This window comes from Pseudomonas sp. F220, from assembly GCF_057813935.1.
The window spans coordinates 22717-43544 of record NZ_JBVASJ010000044.1 but is presented as its reverse complement, the minus strand read 5'-3'; the positions used below and the strand labels follow the sequence as shown (position 1 = coordinate 43544).

At 58.9% G+C, this 20828-nt stretch carries 19 protein-coding genes and 2 pseudogenes; 14 read left to right on the top strand and 7 right to left on the bottom strand.

Annotated features, from left to right (window positions below; translation table 11 throughout):
- Positions 1 to 137 precede the first annotated feature (137 nt).
- Positions 138 to 236, top strand: a pseudogene (locus ACZYSM_RS25780) (RHS repeat-associated core domain-containing protein); the annotation flags it as partial.
- A 77-nt stretch (positions 237 to 313) separates the two neighbouring features.
- On the opposite strand, the gene ACZYSM_RS25775 reads toward ACZYSM_RS25780, so the two are convergent.
- Positions 314 to 3193 carry a putative bifunctional diguanylate cyclase/phosphodiesterase gene (locus ACZYSM_RS25775; protein WP_489075936.1) on the bottom strand — a complete coding sequence of 960 codons (2880 nt, stop codon included), beginning with the start codon at positions 3191 to 3193 and terminating at the stop codon, positions 314 to 316.
- 263 nt (positions 3194 to 3456) lie between these two features.
- On the opposite strand from ACZYSM_RS25775, the gene uvrD reads away from it, so the two are divergent.
- The 4 genes from uvrD (at position 3457) to ACZYSM_RS25755 (ending at position 7706) form a co-directional block, all read left to right on the top strand.
- Complete coding sequence (uvrD, locus tag ACZYSM_RS25770; protein ID WP_489075934.1) at positions 3457 to 5640, top strand: DNA helicase II; 2184 nt, start codon at positions 3457 to 3459, stop codon at positions 5638 to 5640.
- A 20-nt stretch (positions 5641 to 5660) separates the two neighbouring features.
- A complete protein-coding gene (locus tag ACZYSM_RS25765) occupies positions 5661 to 6101 on the top strand; it encodes an EamA family transporter (protein WP_489075932.1) in 441 nt (146 codons plus the stop codon).
- 182 nt (positions 6102 to 6283) lie between these two features.
- Positions 6284 to 7159, top strand: coding sequence for a Tim44 domain-containing protein (locus tag ACZYSM_RS25760; RefSeq protein WP_489075930.1), 876 nt, complete (start codon positions 6284 to 6286; stop codon positions 7157 to 7159).
- A 139-nt stretch (positions 7160 to 7298) separates the two neighbouring features.
- Positions 7299 to 7706, top strand: a complete 408-nt coding sequence (locus tag ACZYSM_RS25755) for an SMI1/KNR4 family protein (RefSeq protein WP_489075928.1) — start codon at positions 7299 to 7301, stop codon at positions 7704 to 7706.
- 45 nt (positions 7707 to 7751) lie between these two features.
- Here ACZYSM_RS25755 and ACZYSM_RS25750 read toward each other — a convergent pair whose 3' ends face one another.
- Positions 7752 to 9515: a cation:proton antiporter gene (locus tag ACZYSM_RS25750; protein ID WP_489075926.1), complete on the bottom strand. Its 1764-nt coding sequence runs from the start codon at positions 9513 to 9515 to the stop codon at positions 7752 to 7754.
- Between the two features lie 299 nt (positions 9516 to 9814).
- Here ACZYSM_RS25750 and ACZYSM_RS25745 point away from each other — a divergent pair, with 299 nt between their 5' ends.
- Positions 9815 to 10297, top strand: a complete 483-nt coding sequence (locus ACZYSM_RS25745; RefSeq protein ID WP_489075924.1) for an acyl-CoA thioesterase — start codon at positions 9815 to 9817, stop codon at positions 10295 to 10297.
- A gap of 134 nt (positions 10298 to 10431) precedes the next feature.
- On the opposite strand, the gene pdxY is transcribed toward ACZYSM_RS25745, so the two are convergent.
- The gene (gene pdxY, locus ACZYSM_RS25740; protein ID WP_489075922.1) at positions 10432 to 11304 is read right to left on the bottom strand and encodes a pyridoxal kinase PdxY; all 873 of its coding nucleotides are present in this window, start codon (positions 11302 to 11304) and stop codon (positions 10432 to 10434) included.
- A gap of 116 nt (positions 11305 to 11420) precedes the next feature.
- Here pdxY and ACZYSM_RS25735 point away from each other — a divergent pair, with 116 nt between their 5' ends.
- Positions 11421 to 11813 (top strand): DUF3301 domain-containing protein, encoded by a 393-nt coding sequence (locus tag ACZYSM_RS25735; RefSeq protein WP_489075920.1) that lies wholly within the window; start codon positions 11421 to 11423, stop codon positions 11811 to 11813.
- Between the two features lie 120 nt (positions 11814 to 11933).
- On the opposite strand, the gene ACZYSM_RS25730 is transcribed toward ACZYSM_RS25735, so the two are convergent.
- Positions 11934 to 12851 carry a CobW family GTP-binding protein gene (locus tag ACZYSM_RS25730; protein WP_489075918.1) on the bottom strand — a complete coding sequence of 306 codons (918 nt, stop codon included), beginning with the start codon at positions 12849 to 12851 and terminating at the stop codon, positions 11934 to 11936.
- 25 nt (positions 12852 to 12876) lie between these two features.
- On the opposite strand from ACZYSM_RS25730, the gene ACZYSM_RS25725 reads away from it, so the two are divergent.
- Positions 12877 to 13233, top strand: a complete 357-nt coding sequence (locus ACZYSM_RS25725) for an NADH:ubiquinone oxidoreductase (protein WP_489075916.1) — start codon at positions 12877 to 12879, stop codon at positions 13231 to 13233.
- A 6-nt stretch (positions 13234 to 13239) separates the two neighbouring features.
- On the opposite strand, the gene ACZYSM_RS25720 is transcribed toward ACZYSM_RS25725, so the two are convergent.
- Both ACZYSM_RS25720 and zigA read right to left on the bottom strand, forming a co-directional pair.
- Positions 13240 to 13890, bottom strand: coding sequence for a DUF1826 domain-containing protein (locus ACZYSM_RS25720; protein WP_489075914.1), 651 nt, complete (start codon positions 13888 to 13890; stop codon positions 13240 to 13242).
- Complete coding sequence (gene zigA, locus ACZYSM_RS25715) at positions 13890 to 15098, bottom strand: zinc metallochaperone GTPase ZigA (protein ID WP_489075912.1); 1209 nt, start codon at positions 15096 to 15098, stop codon at positions 13890 to 13892. Before zigA ends, ACZYSM_RS25720 begins: the two co-directional genes overlap by 1 nt.
- 127 nt (positions 15099 to 15225) lie before the next feature.
- Here zigA and ACZYSM_RS25710 point away from each other — a divergent pair, with 127 nt between their 5' ends.
- Positions 15226 to 15606: a glutamine synthetase gene (locus tag ACZYSM_RS25710; protein ID WP_489075910.1), complete on the top strand. Its 381-nt coding sequence runs from the start codon at positions 15226 to 15228 to the stop codon at positions 15604 to 15606.
- On the opposite strand, the gene ACZYSM_RS25705 is transcribed toward ACZYSM_RS25710, so the two are convergent.
- Positions 15603 to 16817: an N-acetylmuramoyl-L-alanine amidase gene (locus tag ACZYSM_RS25705; protein WP_489075908.1), complete on the bottom strand. Its 1215-nt coding sequence runs from the start codon at positions 16815 to 16817 to the stop codon at positions 15603 to 15605. The genes ACZYSM_RS25710 and ACZYSM_RS25705 overlap by 4 nt on opposite strands.
- A 130-nt stretch (positions 16818 to 16947) precedes the next feature.
- Here ACZYSM_RS25705 and folE2 point away from each other — a divergent pair, with 130 nt between their 5' ends.
- The 5 genes and pseudogenes from folE2 to ACZYSM_RS25680 all read left to right on the top strand — a co-directional run bounded on the left by folE2 (position 16948) and on the right by ACZYSM_RS25680 (position 20827).
- Entirely contained in the window at positions 16948 to 17844 is an 897-nt protein-coding gene (folE2, locus tag ACZYSM_RS25700) for a GTP cyclohydrolase FolE2 (protein WP_489075906.1), read from the top strand.
- On the top strand, positions 17841 to 18509 hold the full coding sequence (locus tag ACZYSM_RS25695) for a metal ABC transporter ATP-binding protein (protein ID WP_489075904.1): 669 nt from the start codon (positions 17841 to 17843) through the stop codon (positions 18507 to 18509). The genes folE2 and ACZYSM_RS25695 overlap by 4 nt, the downstream gene beginning before the upstream one ends.
- The gene (locus tag ACZYSM_RS25690) at positions 18509 to 19375 is read left to right on the top strand and encodes a metal ABC transporter permease (protein ID WP_489075902.1); all 867 of its coding nucleotides are present in this window, start codon (positions 18509 to 18511) and stop codon (positions 19373 to 19375) included. Before ACZYSM_RS25695 ends, ACZYSM_RS25690 begins: the two co-directional genes overlap by 1 nt.
- 11 nt (positions 19376 to 19386) lie before the next feature.
- The gene (locus ACZYSM_RS25685) at positions 19387 to 20271 is read left to right on the top strand and encodes a metal ABC transporter substrate-binding protein (RefSeq protein ID WP_489075900.1); all 885 of its coding nucleotides are present in this window, start codon (positions 19387 to 19389) and stop codon (positions 20269 to 20271) included.
- Positions 20268 to 20827, top strand: a pseudogene (locus tag ACZYSM_RS25680) (gamma carbonic anhydrase family protein). The gene ACZYSM_RS25685 and the pseudogene ACZYSM_RS25680 overlap by 4 nt, the downstream one beginning before the upstream one ends.
- Position 20828 lies beyond the last annotated feature (1 nt).

Genomic DNA, 20828 nt, shown 5'->3' with positions numbered 1-20828 from the left:
CAGTTCGGCAAATTCTTCGGGGCTAAGCGTAATGTCCAGAGCGCTCACCAGGAACTCTCCAAGGTAGGAATGGCACCTGAAGTGTAGTGCAAGCATGGAGAAATTTATTTCGCAAACAGCACACTAGTTGGGGGGTAAGGGATTACAACCCGGAAACTGGGAGGTATGTCCAAAGTGATCCGATTGGGCTGAATGACGGCCTAAATACCTATGCCTACGTGGAAGGCAGTCCACTTAAGGCAAAAAACGCGAATCACCCCCGGGGTATTTCCTGCCAGATGGATCACACCACCTGGCAGGCGTTTTCCTTGCGTTAATACAGAACTCCCCCTGGGTAGTCGCCCCTTAATAAGCTGGCGAGCGTGACCGCCTCCACCGGACGGCTGATCAGGTAGCCCTGCACCTCATCACAGCCCTCAGCCTTGAGAAACTCAAGCTGCTCCTGACGCTCGACCCCTTCGGCCACCACTTTGAGCGACAGGCCATGGGCCATGGCGATGATTGCCCGGGTGATCGCCGCGTCCTCGCTGCCCTCGGCCAGGCCTCGAATAAACGCCTGATCAATTTTCACGTAGTCCACCGGAATACGCTTGAGGTAGCTCAGCGACGAATACCCGGTGCCGAAGTCGTCGATCGCCAGTTTTACTCCCAGATCACGCAGTTGCTGGAAGGTCGCGATGATGTGCTCGACGCTGTCCAGCAGCTGGCTTTCTGTCAGCTCCAGTTCCAGGCAGTGCGGCGCCAGACCGGTTTCCTCGAGCACTTGGCGCACCAGGCTGACCAGTTTTCCCTGGCGCAATTGATGCACCGACAAATTGACCGAAACCCGGATCGGCTCCAGCCCCTGACGTTGCCATTCGCAGGCTTGCCAGCAGGCCTGACGCAGCACGAACTCGCCGATCGGGCCGATCAGACCGGTCTCTTCGGCGAGCCCGATAAAGTCCCCCGGCGGCACCCGACCCATGGTCGGGTGATCCCAACGTACCAGGGCTTCAGCGCCATTCAAGCGACCCGTCGCGAGACACAGTTTCGGTTGGTAGAACACCTTCAACTGCCGTTCTTCGATGGCCTTGCGTAATTGGTTCTCAAGCTGCAGACGCTCCAGGGTGCTGGCTTGCAGGCTCTCTGTGTAGAACTGGAAGTTGTTGCCGCCCAGGTGTTTGGCATGTTGCATGGCGATATTTGACTGGCTGACCAGCGCCGAAATTTCCCGTGCGTTGTCCGGCAACATGCTGATGCCCATCGACGCGCTGACCACCAACTCGTGACCTTCCACCGTCACCGGCAATCGCAGTTTGGTCGCCAACCGGGTCGCCACCCGCGCCAGGCTGGACAAGTTGCCATACGCGTCGAACAGCACCGCAAACTCATCGCCGGATAAACGCGCAATGGTGTCGGCCTCCGGCAGCGCATTGACCAGCCGGCGTGCCATTTTCTGCAACAACTGGTCGGCGATTTCATGGCCAAGGCTGTCGTTGAGCAACTTGAAGCGATCCAGATTGATGTGCAGCAACGCCAGGCTACGGCCGCCCTGACGTATTCGCTGATGGGCTTCGTGCAGCCGTTCGCGGAACAGTGATCGATTGGCCAGCCCGGTCAGTTCGTCGTAGTGGGTCAAATAGCGCATGCGCTCTTCGGATTCGCGTCTGGCGGACAAATCGGTGAAGAAGCCGACGATATGACTCACATTTCCTCGAATATCGCGTACGACGTTGAGCTGCAACCATTGCGGATACAACTCACCGTTCTTGCGCGCCTCGACCAACTCCCCCTGCCAGCTGCCGTGTTGCTCTAGAGCCTGATGGATCACCGGGTAATGTCGGTGCGCGTCACGACTGCCGGGCAATTCGACAATGTTACGCCCGAGCATGTCTTCAATCTGGTAACCGGTCACCCGGCTGAACGCCTGATTGACCGCGATTAACGCGTAATTTGGATCGAGAATCACGATACCTTCGCTGGCCGCTTCGAACACCGTGGCCGCCAGCCGACGCTGTTCTTCCAGCTCTTTGCTGTTGCTGATGTCGCGTCGGGTGCCGACCATACGGATCACTCGACCGTTTTCCCCGCGCTCCACTGCCCGACCACGGTCCTCGATCCACACCCAATGCCCATCACCATGACGCACGCGGTACTCGATCAAGTAATCCTCGGTGCGGCCCTTCAAATGCTCGACCAGCGCGCGCTTGAGCGGCAGCAGATCCTGCGGATGCAAACGCGGTTTGAGATGGCTGAGCATCGCGGTCACGTTATCCGGCTCCAGGCCAAACAGCTCTTTAAGCTGCGTGTGATGCACCTCGTCGGTCTGCAGATTCCAGTCCCACAACCCTAATTCACTGGCCTTTAACGCCAACCCCAGACGCGCTTCGCTTTTGCTCAAGGCTTGATTCGCCGCGTCCAGCTCCAGGCTGCGTTGCGAAACCCGGCTTTCCAGACCGACCTGAGCTTCACGCAATTGCTCTTCGGCACTGCGACGCTGGTCGATTTCCCGGGCCAGCTCCTGGTTGAGCTGTTCGCTGCGGCTTTGCGCCTGCTGCAAATGCTCGATCAGCGCCTGGTTCTGGAAGCGCCGCTGCAAACCACGATGAATCAACCGATTAACCTGCCAGGCGACGACGCTCAAGGAGCCCAGCAGAATCACCCCCAGCCAGCCCCAGCCTTGCTGCTGTTCGTCACCGCTCAGGAATAAATAGCCGATCGCCGGCAACAGACACGGCAAGGTAAAGGACAGGAATGCCGGCAGACTGACTGCATAGGCAACGCTGGCCGAAAGCGTCGCCGCACCGATCAGACCGAAGACCCAGGCCTGCTGCAGGAAACTGTCGGTCGGCACCAGGGCGATGCCGGCACACGCCAGGGTCAAACCGCTCATGCCGGAACCGAGCAAGAACATCCGCTGCCAGATCGGCTGCGCCTGGCGACTCGGCATTGCGGAATCGAAGGCCGCTACCTGAATGACCCGCAGCGCAACCAACATCAGCAGCCAGACCAGCCAAATGCTGACCAGAACATAACGCTGCGGGCTCCAGAGCAACCAGGCGCAGACCAGACCATTGAGCAACATGAATAAGGTGGGCAGCAGCGAGCCTTGATAAAGCAGACGCGTGCGTTCGACCGCCATCTCCATGGCGTAGTGCTTGCGTATAACCTGCGGCTCCACTGAGGGCCCCGACAGGTTAGTGCTGAGTGTCATAGGCAGTGTTCTTGTTCTTATAATGGCGAGCAGGGTTGAGCCCGAAACGTCGCAGGAGCATACACAAGCAATTGCCCGGACCAAACTGCTCCATATCATAAAATCGGCAAATCAAATTGCGTCTGATTCCCTCCCCTGGCCGCTCAAGCGAGCCCCGCCAACACCTGCAATGAATGACTGACCGGTCGTCCCCTGGGTTTCTTTTTATCGGTTAAACCAAAGCTCGGTTTGCCCGGTGTGGCCCGGCACCCTAGAATGCTCCGATGCGCGATGATCTCTCCTTTCTGCTGAACTCCCTCAACGATGCCCAACGCCAGGCCGTAGCTGCCTCCGTGGGTCGTCAGTTGGTCCTGGCCGGTGCTGGTTCCGGTAAAACCCGTGTGTTAGTGCACCGCATCGCCTGGTTGATCCAGGTCGAGCAGGCCTCGTCGCACTCGATCCTGTCGGTGACCTTCACCAACAAGGCCGCTGCCGAGATGCGTCATCGCATCGAGCAGTTGATGGGCATCAGCCCGGCCGGTATGTGGGTCGGCACCTTCCACGGCCTGGCGCACCGCCTGTTGCGGGCGCACTGGCAGGAAGCCGGGTTGAGCCAGACCTTCCAGATTCTCGACAGCGATGACCAGCAACGCCTGGTCAAGCGGGTGATCCGCGAGCTGGGGCTGGACGAACAACGCTGGCCGGCCCGTCAGGCACAGTGGTTCATCAACGGGCAGAAAGACGAAGGTCTGCGCCCGCAACACATTCAGGCCAGCGGTGATCTGTTCCTGGCCACCATGCGCAGCATCTATGAAGCCTACGAGGCCGCTTGCCTGCGCGCCGGTGTGATCGATTTTTCCGAGTTGCTGCTGCGTGCCCTCGATCTGTGGCGCGATCACCCGGGCTTGCTGGCGCACTATCAAAAGCGCTTCCGCCACATACTGGTAGACGAATTCCAGGACACCAACGCCGTGCAGTACGCCTGGTTGCGACTGCTGGCCAAGGGCGGTGACAGCCTGATGGTGGTCGGCGATGACGACCAGTCGATCTATGGCTGGCGTGGCGCGAAAATCGAGAACATCTATCAGTATTCCGAAGACTTCCCGGACGCCGAAACCATTCGTCTGGAGCAGAACTACCGCTCCACCGCCGGGATCCTCAAGGCCGCTAACGCCTTGATCGCCAACAACACCGGACGTTTGGGCAAAGAGCTGTGGACTGACGGCGGCGAAGGCGAGGCGATCAATCTGTACGCGGCCTTCAACGAACACGATGAAGCGCGCTACGTAGTGGAAACCATCGAAAGCGCCCTGAAAACTGGCCTGGCCCGCAGCGATATCGCCATCTTGTATCGCTCCAACGCCCAATCCCGGGTACTTGAAGAAGCGCTGCTGCGCGAACGCATCCCTTACCGGATCTACGGCGGCCAACGCTTCTTCGAGCGCGCCGAAATCAAGAACGCCATGGCCTACCTGCGCTTGCTCGAAGGTCGCGGCAACGATGCGGCGCTGGAGCGGGTGATCAACGTCCCGGCCCGTGGCATCGGCGAGAAAACCGTCGAAGCGATTCGCGAACATGCACGCCATAGCGATGTGTCGATGTGGGAAGCGATGCGCCTGTTGGTCGCGAATAAAGGCCTGACCGGTCGTGCGGCCGGCGCCCTTGGGGTGTTCGTCGAGCTGATCGAGAACCTTGCGGCCAAAACCGTGGACATGCCACTGCACCTGATGACCCAAACAGTCATCGAGCAATCCGGGTTGATCGCCTACCACGAAGCGGAAAAAGGCGAGAAAGGCCAGGCTCGGGTAGAAAACCTTGAGGAACTGGTCAGCGCCGCACGCAACTTCGAAAATGCGGAAGAAGACGCCGACCTTTCTCCGCTTGCCGCCTTCTTGGGCCACGCGTCGCTGGAAGCCGGCGACACTCAGGCCGATGAGCACGAAGACAGCATTCAACTGATGACGCTGCACAGCGCCAAAGGCCTGGAGTTCCCTTATGTGTTCCTGGTGGGCATGGAAGAAGGTCTGTTCCCGCACAAGATGAGCCTGGAAGAACCCGGCCGTCTTGAAGAAGAACGCCGCCTGGCCTACGTGGGCATCACGCGGGCCATGCAGAATCTGGTGATGACCTACGCTGAAACCCGACGCCTGTATGGCAGCGAGACCTACAACAAGGTTTCACGCTTCGTACGCGAAGTGCCGAAAGGCCTGATTCAGGAAGTGCGGCTGTCCAACAGTGTCAGCCGACCGTTCGGCGGCGGCCAGAAGCAAAGTTCGAGCAGCCTGTTCAGCGGCACCGAGATCCCGGAAACTGCGTTCAGCCTCGGCCAGCAGGTGCGGCACTCAGTATTCGGCGACGGGGTGATCCTCAACTTCGAAGGCGCTGGCGCGCAAGCTCGGGTGCAGGTGAACTTCAGCGAAGGCAGTAAGTGGTTGATGCTGGGCTACGCCAAACTGGAAGCAGTCTGACTTTATAAGGGCAAAAAAAAATGGGCTCAGGTTTTTTCTCTTCCTGGACATTCTGGGCCCTGCTTTCGGCGGCGTTCGCTGCCATGACGGCGATCTTCGCCAAAATCGGCATCGAGAACGTCAATTCCGACTTCGCCACCCTACTGCGCACTGTGGTGGTATTGGTCAGTCTGGCCTTGATTTTGTACGCCACGGGCCAATATCAGTCATTAGGATCGATCTCAGCCAAGAGCTACCTGTTCCTGTTGCTGTCCGGACTTGCAACGGGCGTCTCATGGATTTGCTACTTCCGTGCACTGAAGCTCGGGCCCGCCTCGTTGGTGGCCCCGGTGGACAAGCTCAGCGTGGTGCTGGTGGCGGTGCTCGGGGTGATCCTGCTGGGTGAAAAGCTCGACCTGCGCCAATGGGGCGGAATCGGCCTGATCACCTCCGGCGTAGTGATGTTGGCCTTACGGCGCTAGAAAAAGACATTCCTACAGAACTTATCCATCAGGCCTACAGCCCAAACATTACCGGCCCTACGCCACCGACTGCGTTTCTTCGCAGACGACTAGGCAAAAGCCCGAAACACTCTGCCGCTAGCCAGTAACACTTCAGCTGTGCAACATGGCGCGCGTGCCATCCACAAATGGGAATTCCCTTTATGAAACGTTTTCTTAGCATCGCCATGGCGTTGTGCATCGGCCTGACGATGAGCCTCGACGCCAACGCCAAGCGCTTTGGTGGCGGCAAAAGCGTCGGCGCTGCGCCGACCCACCAGACTAGCCAGATGGCCCCGTCTTCTTCGGGTGCCGGCGCTGCAGCCGCCACTGCAGGAGCTGCCGGTGCCGCAGGCGTTGCCGCCAAGGCTGGCGGTGCTTCGCGCTGGCTCGGCCCTCTGGCCGGCATCGCTGCCGGTGGCCTGCTGGCCTCCATGTTCATGGGCGGCGGCTTCCAGGGTATGCAGATCTTCGACATCCTGATCATGGCGGTCATCGCCTTCCTGATCTTCCGCTTCATTGCCGCTCGTCGTCGCAAGCAGCAAGAGCACATGACTCCCGCGGGCCACGCGCCGATGCAGCGTGAAGTGTTCGAGCAAAAACCGGCTCAAGGGTCGATCTTCGGTGGATCGGCAGCACCTGCCGCCGCTCGTCCGGTGATCAACGCACCAGCCTGGTTCAACGAAGAGCGCTTCGTAGAAGCGGCGCGCAACCACTTCCAGTCCCTGCAACAGCACTGGGACGCCAACGAAATGGACAAGATTGCCGAGTTCGTAACCCCACAGTTGCTCGAGTTCCTGAAAAAGGAACGTGCCGATCTGGGCGACGGTTTCCAGTCCACCTTTATTGATAACCTCAATGTTCAACTGGACGGTGTGGATGATCGTTCCGACAAGACTGTCGCCACCCTGACCTTCAGCGGCGTGTCGAAAACCTCGCGTTTCGACCAGGGCGAAGTCTTCAGCGAAAGCTGGAACATGGAGCGTCCTCAGGGCGACAATCAGCCATGGCTGGTTGCAGGTATCCGCCAGAACGGCTGATCCCACGTGCTGCATTGAGCATGAAGAAACAAAAACCCCAGCCTCGGCTGGGGTTTTCTATTTCACGGTTGCACTTATAGCGAGCTACTGTATAAACCGCCCCATATAAACCGCGCCATTGAGCAAGAGGATCCCGGCCGTGGAAGAAGTCATCGAACAACTGCGTGAAGCCAACGAACCTGTACCGGTCCCTCTGGAGCTACCAGACGAAGACCAATTGGTGGAAGTTGAAGAACAACTGTTCATAAACATCCCCTTCGTCTTCAAAGAATTTCTGCTGACCGTGAGTGATGTGGTCTATGGCAGCCTGGAGCCGGTGACCATCACTGATCCCGGTTCCCACACCTACCTCCCGGAAGTCGCCGCGACTGCCTGGGACGTCGGCGTACCTCGGGAATTGATCCCGATCTGCCAGGACGGCGATAACTATTATTGCGTCGAGGAAGACGGCACTGTGGTGCTGTGGTCCGCCGAAGAAGAACTGGTGACCGAAGAGTCTTGGGAATCGGTATGGCATTGGGCGCGGGACGTCTGGCTGGAAAGCTGATCCCGAACGCGAAAGCCCGTCTCCAGCACTAAGCTGGAGCGGGCCTCAATGCTCGGAAGAGTCCTTGTGGTTATCCAGCGTTTCCAGCAGGGCGACCTGCATCCGCGTATGCATATGGATAAACCAGCGCCACAGCAGTGCCGCGACAGCCGCCGCAACGACGGCAATCAGGATCAACAGTTCGGCAGTCGGCAAAATGCTCGACGATAACGCCGCCAGCAACAAGAAGATCACCAGCAACGACAAAATCGGTATCACCTCAGCGATCACCCGCCGCACGCGTTGCGTATGGCGCCCGGCCATTTCCGCTTTCACGCCCATCTCTGCCAGCAACATCGACAGCGCCTTGAGCTTTCGATACGCGGCGATCAAAAACGGCAACGACAACAGCAGCGCACCACCCCAGATCAATGCCTTTTGCCAACTGGAGTCGCTGATCCAGCCTTGAAGATAATCGCCAATGCGCTCTGCGAAAAAACCGCCAGAGAAGAAGATCGCCATCACCAGCGCCAGATTGACCCCCACCTGTAACAGAATCCGTCGAATCATTTTCGCCAGCAGCGCACCTTCACCCTGCGGTTGGATGCTGCGTAGCCATTCACCGTACATCCCCAGCACACGAGCCAGACGCTGCGGCATCACCGCTGCCAGCTTGAGCGACAACGGGTCGGCCGCACGAATCAGATACGGGGTCAGCAAAGTGGTGATGGCCGACACGGCCACAGCCACCGGATAGAGAAAATCGCTGGTGACCTGCAAGGTCATGCCTAAGGCTGCGATGATGAAAGAGAATTCGCCAATCTGCGAAAGCCCCATGCCAACCCGCAGTGAGGTGCGTCCGTCATTGCCGGCGATAAAGGCGCCCAGCCCGCAGGACAACATCTTGCCCAGCACCACAGCGACGGTGATCACGGCAATAGGCCAGGCGTATTGCAGCAGAATCTGTGGGTCGATCATCAGGCCGATGGCGACAAAGAAGATCGCGCTGAACATGTCGCGAACCGGCTCGATCAATCGCTCGATTTTCACCAATTGCCGCGACTCGGCCATGATCGCGCCAATCAGAAATGCCCCCAGCACCATGCTGTACTCCAGCTTGACCACCAGCAGGCAGAAGCCAAAGCACAGGCCTAGCACGGTGATCAGCAGCATCTCGTTGCTTTCGAATTTGGCCACGTAGGCCAGCAGACGCGGCACCAGCAAAATACCAATCACCAAGGCGACAATCATGAACAACGACAGCTTGCCGACCGTGGAAAATACTTCTCCGGAGCTGACGGTACCGCTGACTGCGATGCTCGACAGCAACGCAATGATGCCAATCCCCAAAATGTCTTCAACAATCGACACACCGAAGATCAGCTGCGCAAAGCGCTGGTTTTTCATCTTCAGGTCATTGAGGGCCTTGACGATGATGGTTGTCGAGGAGATCGCCAGGATTGCGCCGAGGAACAGCGAGTCCATGGTGCTCCAGTCAAACCAGCGGCCGATTTCGTAGCCGATCCAGATCATCAGCACAATTTCGAGGAACGCCGCGATAAACGCCGTGGCCCCGACCTTGAACAATTTACGCAGGCTGAACTCCAGCCCAAGACAGAACATCAGAAAAATCACCCCCAGCTCTGCCAGGGTCTTGATGGTCTGCTCATCGTGGATCAGGCCGAATGGTGGTGTGTGCGGCCCGATGATGAAACCGGCGACGATATAGCCAAGCACTACCGGTTGTTTGAGCCTATGAAAAAGAATGGTCACCACACCCGCAACCAACATGATCACTGCCAGATCCTGAATAAAACTGATGGCATGCATGGTGTAAGGCTCCTTGGTTGGGTGCTGACACGGTCGCTCGATCACCGGAACGCCAACAAATGCCTGACTGAGCGAACTACACATCTGAATTTCAGGTGGGAAATGCCCTCGGAATGGGCTTTTGAAGGGTAACACCGCGACTTCCGACAGAAATGCGGTGCAATATATGGAAACAGATCGATCCAGGCGTGACGGACGCCACGAGCGCAGCGTCCCGTTAACTGTGGTTTTGAAAAAGTAACCTAGCGCCCGCAGAGGTGCTCCCGCAATCCCTGCCTAGAACCGTGAGTGTGTGTGCTATGGAACCCGGAAACGCCCAGCTGTCGATGACGGTATTGATGACCCCCGACATGGCCAACTTCTCTGGCAATGTCCACGGCGGCACCCTGCTCAAGTACCTCGATGAAGTTGCCTATGCCTGCGCCAGCCGCTATGCCGGGCGCTACGTGGTCACCCTGTCGGTGGATCAGGTGATCTTCCGTGAGCCAATCCATGTCGGCGAACTGGTGACCTTTCTCGCGTCGGTCAACTACACCGGCAGCACCTCGATGGAGGTGGGGATCAAAGTGGTGACGGAAAATATTCGTGAGCGCTCGGTGCGCCATACCAATAGCTGCTTTTTCACCATGGTGGCAGTCGATGACCAGCGCAAACCTACCGTCGTGCCGCCGCTGCAACCGCAAAACAGCGAAGACAAACGCCGGTTCATCCAGGCCAAGCAGCGCCGCCAGATCCGTCAGGAGCTGGAAAAGCGCTATCAGGAAATCAAGGCGGACGCCTGAGGTGTACCGTCAGTCTGGCGTCGCTCTTTAGATAGTCTTCGCGGGCAAGGACTGGGCGTCCCCCCTACTCCTACCAGGAATTTCACAGTACCTGTAGGAGCAGGGGGGACGCCCAGTTCTTGCCCGCGATAGGTTTAAAGGCTGATCGCGGTCGCCTCAAATCGCACTCGCGGATGGGCGATTCGGTCTTGGGCGCGCACCAGCTCCAGCTCGTAGCTGGCGCAGGCTTGGGTTTCCAGTAGCACTTCATGCACCGCCGCGGCGGTGAACTCGAAGGCCGCCAGCAGGCTGTCCCCCAACAGCACCCGAGCCAGAAACAAGCCGGACGTCAGGTCGCCGACGCCCACGGGCTGGCGCGGAAAAGCCAGTAACGGCCGACGCAGGTGCCAACTGCCCTCGCAAGTCACCAGTAACATCTCAAAGGCGTCCGGCAGTTTGCCGGGATAATCCAGATGCTTGACCAGCACCGCCTTCGGGCCGCGGGCCAGCAACGCTCGCGCCATGGCCAGGCAATCGAACAGCGACTGCGGCTTGCGCCCGGAGAAGCTGTCCAGCTCGAGTTGATTCGGGCACATGAAGTCAGCCATCGCCGCTGCTTCTTCCAGCAGGAAGTCACTGACTTCGGCTGGCACACTGCAGCCCTTTTCCGGATGCCCCATCACCGGGTCGCAGAGGTACAAGGCTTTGGGATTGATCGCCTTGATCCGCGCCACACCTGTGAGGATCGCTCGTCCCTGGGCCGCGCTGCCGAGGTAACCGGACAGCACTGCATCGCAGTTACCCAACTCGCCGATCGCGGCAATTCCCTCGATCAGTTCCGGAATCTGATGCGGTGCCAACACCTCTCCCGCCCACTGACCATACTGAGTGTGGTTGGAGAACTGCACGGTATTGAGCGGCCAGACATTCACCCCGACCCGCTGCATGGGGAAAACCGCAGCGCTGTTGCCGGCATGGCCGAAGACCACGTGGGACTGGATGGCGAGCAAATGGGGGGTACGTTTCATGCGAGATTTCCGTAAAACGATTGAAATTCGAGCCGCGCAGTATGCGACTAAACACAGCCTGTACGACAGACCGAAGACACAGTTAAGCTGACACTACTTTGTTGGAGCGCGCGTTCATGCTGACCTTGGGAAATATCTTCGTGCTGATGCTGCTGGCGACCGGCGCCGCTTGGCTATGGCACAACCACGGCTTGCGTGAGCGGGCACTGGAGAGGGTCAAGCAGCATTGCGCCAAGCTTGATATCGAGCTGCTGGACGGTAACGTCGCGTTGAAGCGGATTGGCTTCGTCAAGGATGCCAACGGTCGGCGGCGCCTGGCCCGCATCTATAACTTCGAGTTCACGGTAACCGGCGAAACGCGCCACTCCGGCACCATCACCCAATTTGGTGCTCACAGCGCACAAATCGAGCTGGCGCCCTACCCGTTCGAGGTCAAACCCCCGCTGCCGAGTGCCGAGGTGATTGAGCTGAGCCAGTGGCGCCAGGAACATAACAAGTGGCGAAATTGACGCAAAATCAAAAGATCGCAGCCTCCTACAGGGGTACGCGTTCGGACGATCTTTTGGCGCCTGGGGTTAAACCTTCGTAATGCGGCAACCAGCCAAGGCGTTTTGCAGGCTGTCCACATCCTACGGCTCACTAAAAATCAGCTCAATACGTGAATCACGCCGCCATTCGCTAGGCTGCCAGTGCATAGCCGAGTTATCCACCGCGTTGGCAGAAACCCAGCCATCGACGCTGTGGATAACCAGCTTGGCCCGCTGCCAATCAAGGCTTTGGAGCCATAGCGAGACCCGCCTTGCATCGAATTGCTGACTCGGATGCCAACGCCAGCCAATGCTCCAACCACCTTCCTGTTGCCGGCTCAGGCAAATCGGTTGCGCCGGATCAGTCCAGACCGCCGGCATCTGCGCCAACCCTTTTGGCACTGTGAAGTTATCCACACCCGCGTTCGCCTGAACCTGTACGCCTGGCAATTTGGCCAGCGGTAAAGCTGCCTGTTGTGTCCAGTACACCGGGTAATCCGGCAACTGCGTGGTGATCCGCTGGCGATCCGCGTCGCTGAGTTGCTCGTCCTTGTTCAGTACCAACAGACCCGCGCTGGAAAGCGCTTCCTGCTGCGCTTGTGGCAACGGTTTCCCGGCGGCCAGCGCTTGGGCATCGAGCACCACCACACACGGCTGAACGGCCAATACGCTTTGCCACGGCGCATCGTGCAATTGTTTAAGTAACTGCGCCGGATGGCCCAATCCGGAGGGTTCGATAAACAACCGGTCGGGCCGCGCTTTGCGCAACAAACGCCCAAGACCGATCTGAAACGGAGCTCCATTCACGCAGCACAAACAGCCGCCGGCGACTTCACCCAGTGCGATACCATCGGCGTCCTGAGTCAGCAACGCGGCATCCAGTCCGATCTGACCGAACTCATTGATCAACACCGCCCAGCGCTCATGGGCCGGCCGCTGCGCCAGCAGGTGCTTGATCAGGCTGGTCTTGCCGGCGCCAAGCGGCCCGGCAATGACGTGGGTGGGAATGTTCTGCAGCATATCGGCGGTATCTAAGGAGTGAATGATGCGGGTGATTTGGCTGTCACTGCTGTTGGCGCTCAGCTCGGGCGAGGCATTGGCTCAGGCCTGCATGGTCCACAGTCAGGCTGAACGGCTCGACGTCAAAGTCTGCCAGCAGAACCGCAACATCCCGGAAAAACTGTTCAACGACGGCTTCTGCCAGCCGAACCTGCCCGGTCAAAAAGTCGACGTAGAGTTCTCCGAGCTCTGCCCCGCCGGTGCCTTCGGCGTTTGCAGCGACGCCCAAGTGGCCAATATGCCTTACCGGCAAGATATTCACTATTACGGCGTGGCCACTGATGCAGCGTATTTGCAGCCGTTCTGCGAAAGTCAGAGCCAGGGCAAATGGCTGAAACCTTGAGTGCGCCTAGCTCAGCCAGTCGAGGGTCAGGATCAACCGACGCTCACCCGGCGCCGGTTGCGGCGAGCGATGGATCAGGCCGAAGCCTTCATTGCCGTGCCATTTCTCGCCCTTGAGCAAGGCCACTTCACCACAGGCGATTTGCTGGATCTGTGAGTCACCCTGCGGTTCGGCGTCGGCCTTGCCCAGTTGCCGACGGTCCATCGCCCCTTCCCGCAACCATTGGCTACCGATACCCGCGTAAGTCGTGATCAAGCGCACCTGCACATGATCGATATGGAAGCGCGGGCACATGGCCTTGTCCTGCACCCGTAGACGCAAACCGATGCGCTTGGCGCCCAGCAGACAAGCGAAGGCGCTGACCAACCAGGAAACATCGGCGATAAAGCCTTCGTAACCCTCCAGATCACTGAAGCCTGAAGCTAATCCGCGGAGGTTGGGTTCCGTGTCTTCGCTCGGTATTTCCAGCGATAACGACTCAGCCAGGGGCTCGCCCAAGGACAGCAACAATGTGCCGAAATCGGCAATGTGCGCTGGCAGGTGGCGTTGCCAGAGGGCCAGATTCACACCGTCTTCCAGAATCTGAGTGAGCGCTTCTGGCGTCTCACCCCGGACCTGACGAATTATCGGACGCAGCTTCAGGCGTGGGGCGAGCATCAGGCCGCTGCCTCTTCATGCCAAGAGCCAAACGGATCAGGCATCAGCCGCCAACCCTCTGCGCCCACGGCCATTTCGGCGTCGGTCAGCAGACAGTTATCGAGCTCAGAAGTGAGCTGGGCGAAGTCGATGTTCTGACCGATGAACACCAATTCTTGACGGCAATCACCGGTGGCAGCCGTCCAGTTTTCCATGATCGCCGAGGTGCTTTCCTGATCCTGCGGCCACTGTGGTTTTGGCACAAATCGCCACCAGCGTCCGGCGAAACCGTGACGCATCAAACCACCAGCCTGGGACCAGCTTCCAGCGTCCTGATGCTTGCTGGCCAGCCAGAAAAAGCCCTTGGAACGCAGCAGTTTGCCATTCACCCACGGGCGGTCAATGAAGTCGAAGAACCGCTGCGGATGAAAGGGACGTCGCGCCCGATAAGCCGTCGAAGCAATGCCGTACTCCTCGGTTTCGGGAACATGCTCACCGCGCAGTTCCTGCAACCAGCCCGGGGCCTGAGCGGCACGTTCGAAGTCAAAGCGTCCGGTATTGAGGATCTTTTCCAGCGGCACTTCGCCCATGACCATCGGAATGATGTCGGCCTGAGAATTGAGCCGTTCGAGAATGGCGATCAGCTCCTGGCGGTCACTGCTGCTGATCAAATCAATCTTGCTGATCAGGATCACGTCGGCGAATTCGATCTGCTCAATCAGCAGGTCAGTGATCGAGCGCTCATCCTCCTCGCCCAAGGTTTCGCCACGTGAGGCGAGACTCTCGGCGGCCTGATAGTCGAGCAGGAAGTTCATGCCGTCGACCACCGTGACCATGGTGTCGAGTCGTGCAATATCGGCCAGGCTCTGACCCTCTTCATCACGGAAGGTGAAGGTTTCCGCCACCGGCAAAGGCTCGGAAATCCCCGTGGATTCGATCAACAAGTAATCGAAACGACCGTCCTTGGCCAGTTTGCTGACCTCTTCCAGCAAGTCTTCACGCAGGGTGCAGCAAATGCAGCCATTGCTCATTTCAATAAGTTTTTCTTCGGCGCGGTTCAGACTGACATCGCGCTGAACCTCGCTGCCGTCGATGTTGATCTCACTCATATCGTTGACGATCACGGCCACCCGAAGGTTGTCGCGGTTGCGCAGAACGTAGTTGAGTAGCGTACTTTTACCGGCGCCGAGAAAGCCGGACAACACGGTAACGGGAAGGCGATTGGGCATCAGGGTGTCTCATCAGGGCGGGACTTGCCTTGATGTTATAGTATAACAATGCAATTTAGCCAATCCCCTCTTGTCCCCAGCGACGAAGGGCGCAATGCTTGAGCCAACCCGCGCCACGAGAAACCCAATGCGTAACGCTCTGAAATACACGTTGCTGAGTCTTTCACTATTTGTGGCGAGCAACGTCTGCGCGCAACTGCCGAGCACGCTTGCCAACTGCACTCGCAGCGCCAACCTGTTGGCCTGCGCGGATGCCGACGGCAACGCCTACAGTGTCGCCACGGCTGGCACCACCACGTATCTGCGGGGTTTTGAGGTGATCGGCAAACGTTATTGGGCACAAACCAATAGCCGCTACGGGCAACTGACGTTCTTCACAGGCATAGCCTCCGACGGTGAAGCCTGGGTCGGCTACAGTCGCCGCGTTGGCTGGACCACCGTCAATCGGTTCTCCAGTTCCGGCGGCGCCAGCGCCAAGTTCACCTGCAGTCGTATCAGCGGCTGTTAGACCTGGGCTTTTTTCTGATCCTGCAGCCAAGCCATGTAACTGTTCACCGGTGGATTCTTCTGGAAGTAGCGCTGCAAACCTTCGAACAAGCCGTCCGCCACCGCCTGCTGGTGCCGTGGAGCCACCAGTCTCTGGCTGTCGCGGCTGTTGGAAATGAAGCCCGTTTCCACCAGGATCGACGGCACATCCGGTGACTTCAGCACCGCGAACCCCGCCTGTTCCACCCGCTTCTGATGCAGTGTGGTGATCCCCGCAAGACTGCCAAGCACCGTGCTACCTAACTGCAAACTGGCAGCGATGGTCGCGTTCATCGACATATCGAGGATTACCCCGGCGAGCATCGGGTCTTTGTCTTTCAGATTGAGCAGGCTGGTGGCGCCCAGCAAATCGGCACCGTTCTCCCGTTGCGCCATAAAGCGCGCCGTGGCTGAGGTCGCGCCGCCCTCGGACAACGCATACACCGACGCACCTGAGGCCGTGAGCCGTGGCGCGGCGTCGGCATGCACCGAGATGAACATGTCAGCGTTGTGCTTACGGGCGATCTCCACACGTTTGCGCAGCGGCACGAAGAAGTCATCGTTGCGCACCAGCTTCACGTCAAAACCATTCTCCCGTTTCAAACGCTTGGCGAGCAGTTGCGCGATAGACAGCACCACATCTTTTTCGCGCTCGCCCTTGGCGCCGACCGCGCCCGGGTCTTTGCCACCGTGGCCAGGGTCGACCACCACAATGATGTCGCGCTTGGGATGAGCTTTATCCACAGGTGTTTCACGCGCAATCGAAGGTGCAGCGGCAATCTGCATCGGTGCATGACCACTGCTGGTGAGATCGAACACCAGTCGATGGCCCTGTCCGTCCTGTGGTGGCAACTGAAAGCTGTTGAGCTGCACCGGCCCGGTGAGATCGAGCACGATCCGTGTATCGCCTTGCCCAAAGTGCCCGGAACGGATCGAGCGAATCACCGTGTTGGCCAGCGCCAACTGACTGAAGTCGCCACTCAGACGTGCTCCGCTCAAATCGATGATCAAACGTTCCGGCGCGGTCAGCGAGAACGTTTTGTACTGCACCGGCCCGCTCAGATCGAGCACCAGCCGCAGCTTGTCATCCGAGCGCCAGAGCCGGGCATTGCGGATTTGCGTGGCGGATACACCCAGCGGCAAGGCGAAGGCCACACTGGCCAGAATCAGGTTGAGCAATTGACGTCTGTGCATGACATGTACCGCAGATAGGGGAGCGTCCGTACTCGACATGACGTGGTGAAAGCCCATTCAGGAAAAAGGCATCGTCGACCGTTAAGTTATAATATAACATGTCGAATCATTTCCAACGATGGACCTGCTTATGAACGCGCTGACTCTGCCGGATATCGCCGCGCAGGCCTCACGCCAAGCCTTGCCACTCGAATGGGTGGGCATGTGCGGCATTGCTCTACCCATGGTGTTCGATGGCCAACGAATGAGCGCCAAAGCAGATGCGGGCGTGAGTCTCGATGATGGCGAGGCGCGCGGCATTCATATGTCACGTCTGTATTTGGCGCTGGAAATGCTCGAACAGGAAAACCTCACGCCGCTGCTTTTACGTCAGGTTCTGCAACGTTTTCTCGACAGCCATGACGGTTTGTCCAACAGCGCTTACCTGCGTATTCACACCGACTTGCTGCTTAAGCGGCCAGCATTGGTCAGCCCGCTGGCCGGTTGGAAAACTTATCCGGTGAGCATCGAAGCGCGGCTGAAAAACGCAGTGTTCCACGTGGAACTAAAAATTGAGGTTACTTATTCCTCAACTTGCCCGTGCTCAGCAGCACTGTCGAGACAGTTAATTCAGCAGCAATTCGTCGATGACTTTGCCAACAAAGCGTTGCAGCACCCTGACGTTCTGGCCTGGCTCGGCACGTCAAAAGGCATTGTCGCGACGCCTCACAGTCAGCGAAGTAGCGCGCAGTTGCAGCTACGTTTGAACGACTACCTGGAAGGCTTGCCACTGATCGCCGTGATCAACGACGCCGAAGCCGCCCTCGGCACCGCCGTTCAAACCGCAGTGAAACGCGCCGACGAACAAGCCTTCGCCCTGGCAAATGGTCAGAACCTGATGTTCTGCGAAGACGCAGCCCGACGTTTGAATCTGGCGCTGAAAAGATCTCCAGGCATCAACGCCTTCCACCTGCGCGTTATCCACGCCGAAAGCCTGCACGCCCATGATGCGGTGGCCGAAAGCCGCTGGAACTGGGAGGCCGCATGATCCGCTGCCAAGGTTTACGTTGGGGCGCGCCTGGCCAGCCTCTCACCCCCGCCGTTAATTTCGAACTGGCGAGCGGTAGCCTGACCGCGGTGATCGGCGCCAATGGCTCGGGTAAAAGTAGCTTGCTGAAAGTTATCGCCGGATTACAGAGGCCACTGGCTGGCAACGTCGAACTGGATGTTCCGCGGCGCGGCAGTCTGTCTTTTCTGCCGCAACAACAGCATCTGGACCGACAGTTCCCCATCAGTCTGCAAGAGCTGGTTGCCGCTGGATTCTGGGGCAGCAAACAAACCCCACAGATGCGCAGCCAACGCCTGACATCCGTACTGGATGATTGGTGCCTGACGGGCCTGGAACATCGCCCGCTGATGGCCTTGTCTGGCGGTGAATTGCAGCGTGCCCTGCTCGCTCGTTTGAGTCTGGCCGAAGCACCGGTGCTGTTGCTCGACGAACCTCACGCCGCGCTCGACGAACTCGGCCAGGCGCTGCTCTGGAAACATATCCATGCGTGGCATGCCGAAGGGCGGACGCTGGTCGTTGTCTGCCATGACCTGGCCGCCGTACGCCAACACATTCCTCAAGCGCTGCTGATCAAAGGCAGCGGCTGCGTACTCGCGCCAAGTGTCGAACTGATCACCCAACAACCTCAGACGCAGGTGGCGTAATGGTCGTCGCCGCCCAGCTTTGGCAACCGTTCCACGAGTTCATCTTCATGCGCCGAGCACTTCTCGGCGGCTTGGTATTGGCCTGTAGCACTGCTCCACTCGGGGTGTTTTTGATCCTGCGGCGGATGAGCCTGATCGGCGACGCGGTGGCTCACGGGATTTTGCCCGGCGCCGCCTTGGGCTTCTGGTTCGCCGGTTTAAGTCTGCCTGCACTGACCATTGGCGGCCTCGGTGCCGGCCTGAGCATGGCCGGGCTCGCTGCGTGGATCACCCGCCGCACCGGCCTGCGGGAGGACGCCAGCCTCGCGGCGATCTACCCCATTTCCTTGGCCTGCGGTGTGCTGATTCTCGGCATCGCCGGCAAACGCCTGGACCTGCTGCACTTGCTATTCGGCTCGGCGCTTGCCGTCGATGGACCGACGCTGACCGGCATGCTGTGGGTCTCGGCCTTCAGCCTGATCGCCATGGCGGCGATCTACAAACCACTGCTGCTGGACACCCTCGACCCGCTGTTCCTGCAAACCGTCAGCCGCCTCGGGCCGTTGGCTCATGGACTGTTTCTGACCCTGGTAGTGCTGAATCTGGTTATCGGTTTTCAGGCCATCGGCGCGCTGATGGTGGTTGGTTTGATGATGTTGCCCGCAGCGGCTTCGCGCTTCTGGAGTCGACGCCTGCCGGTGTTGATGGCTATCGCCGCGGCGCTCGGTTGCCTCTCGGTGTGGCTCGGTCTGTTGCTCTCGTTCTACTACTCGCTGCCCAGCGGCCCGGCCATCGTGCTGGTGGCCGGCGGTTTGTACTTGCTGTCCGTGGTGTTCGGTCCGGTGCACGGTTTGCTGCGCCGCCCACCTTTGCTCACATCCCAATGAGGTGTTTCCCGATGCGCGCTCTACTCGTGCTGTTCAGTCTGCTGCTGCCGTTGTCGCTATCGACAGCATCGGCGGCAGAGAAACTTCAGGTGGTCACCAGCTTCAGCATCCTCGCCGACATGACTCACCAGGTCGGCGGCGAACATATCCAAATCACTAACATGGTCGGTCCGGACGCAGACGCCCACACCTATGAGCCAACCCCGGACGACGCCAAAGCGCTGCTCAAGGCCAAGCTGATCATCAAAAATGGCCTGGGCTTCGAGCCATGGCTGGATCGCCTGGTCACCAGCACCGAGACCAAAACCCAGGTGATCACCGCCAGTCGTGGCGTCATCCCGCGGACCATGGATGAAGACGGCGAGACCATTCCCGACCCGCACGCCTGGCATAACCTGGCGAACACCGAACTGTATGTGAGCAACATCACCAAGGCGCTGATTGCGGCAGATCCGGCAAACAAAGCGGACTACGAGCGCAACAGCCAGACCTACCTGAAACAGATCTACCGTCTGCTGGCCGAAGCCAAAGCCAAGCTCGGTTCCTTGCCGCCGGGTAACCGCAAGATCGTCACCTCCCATGATGCTTTCGGCTATCTCGGCCAGGCCTACGGCATCGACTTCATGGCGCCTCAAGGTTTGTCCACTGAGCGTGAACCCTCCGCCGCCGAAGTCGCTGCGCTGATCACTCAGATCCGTCAGGCCAAGGTCAAAGCGGTGTTCATGGAAAATATCAAAGACGCGCGCCTGCTCAAGCAAATTGCCGAAGAAAGCGGTGCGCATATCGGCGGCACCTTGTACTCCGACGCCCTCGCCGCCACAGGTCCGGCCAGCACGTTCGCCGGGCTGTTCGAATACAACCTCAACACCTTATACGACGCCTTGAGCACACCATGATTCGCAAAAACCCGTCCGGTGATCTACCGGTGATCGCCGAATCCGCCTATGTGGATAAGACTGCGATCATCTGCGGCAAAGTGGTGATTGGCGAGAACGTCTTCGTCGGTCCCTACGCGGTGATTCGTGCCGACGAAGTGGACGACTCAGGCGAGATGGAGCCGATCACCATTGGCGCCAATTCGAACATCCAGGACGGCGTGGTCATCCACTCCAAATCCGGCGCGGCGGTGACCATCGGCGAGTTCAGTTCGATCGCCCACCGCTCCATCGTTCACGGGCCATGCTCCGTCGGCAACCGGGTGTTCATCGGCTTCAACAGCGTGCTGTTCAACTGCGCGGTCGGTGACGGCTGCGTGGTGCGGCACAACTCGGTGGTCGATGGTGGGACTTGCCCGAAGACTTCTACGTGCCGTCGACCACTCGCATCGGGCCCAAGACCGATCTGTCGCAGTTTCCACCCGTCAGCGTCAGCGCTTCGGAGTTTTCCGAAGATGTGGCACGGACCAACGTCGATCTGGTGCGCGGCTACAAAGCCCTGCAGAACGAGTTTTGAA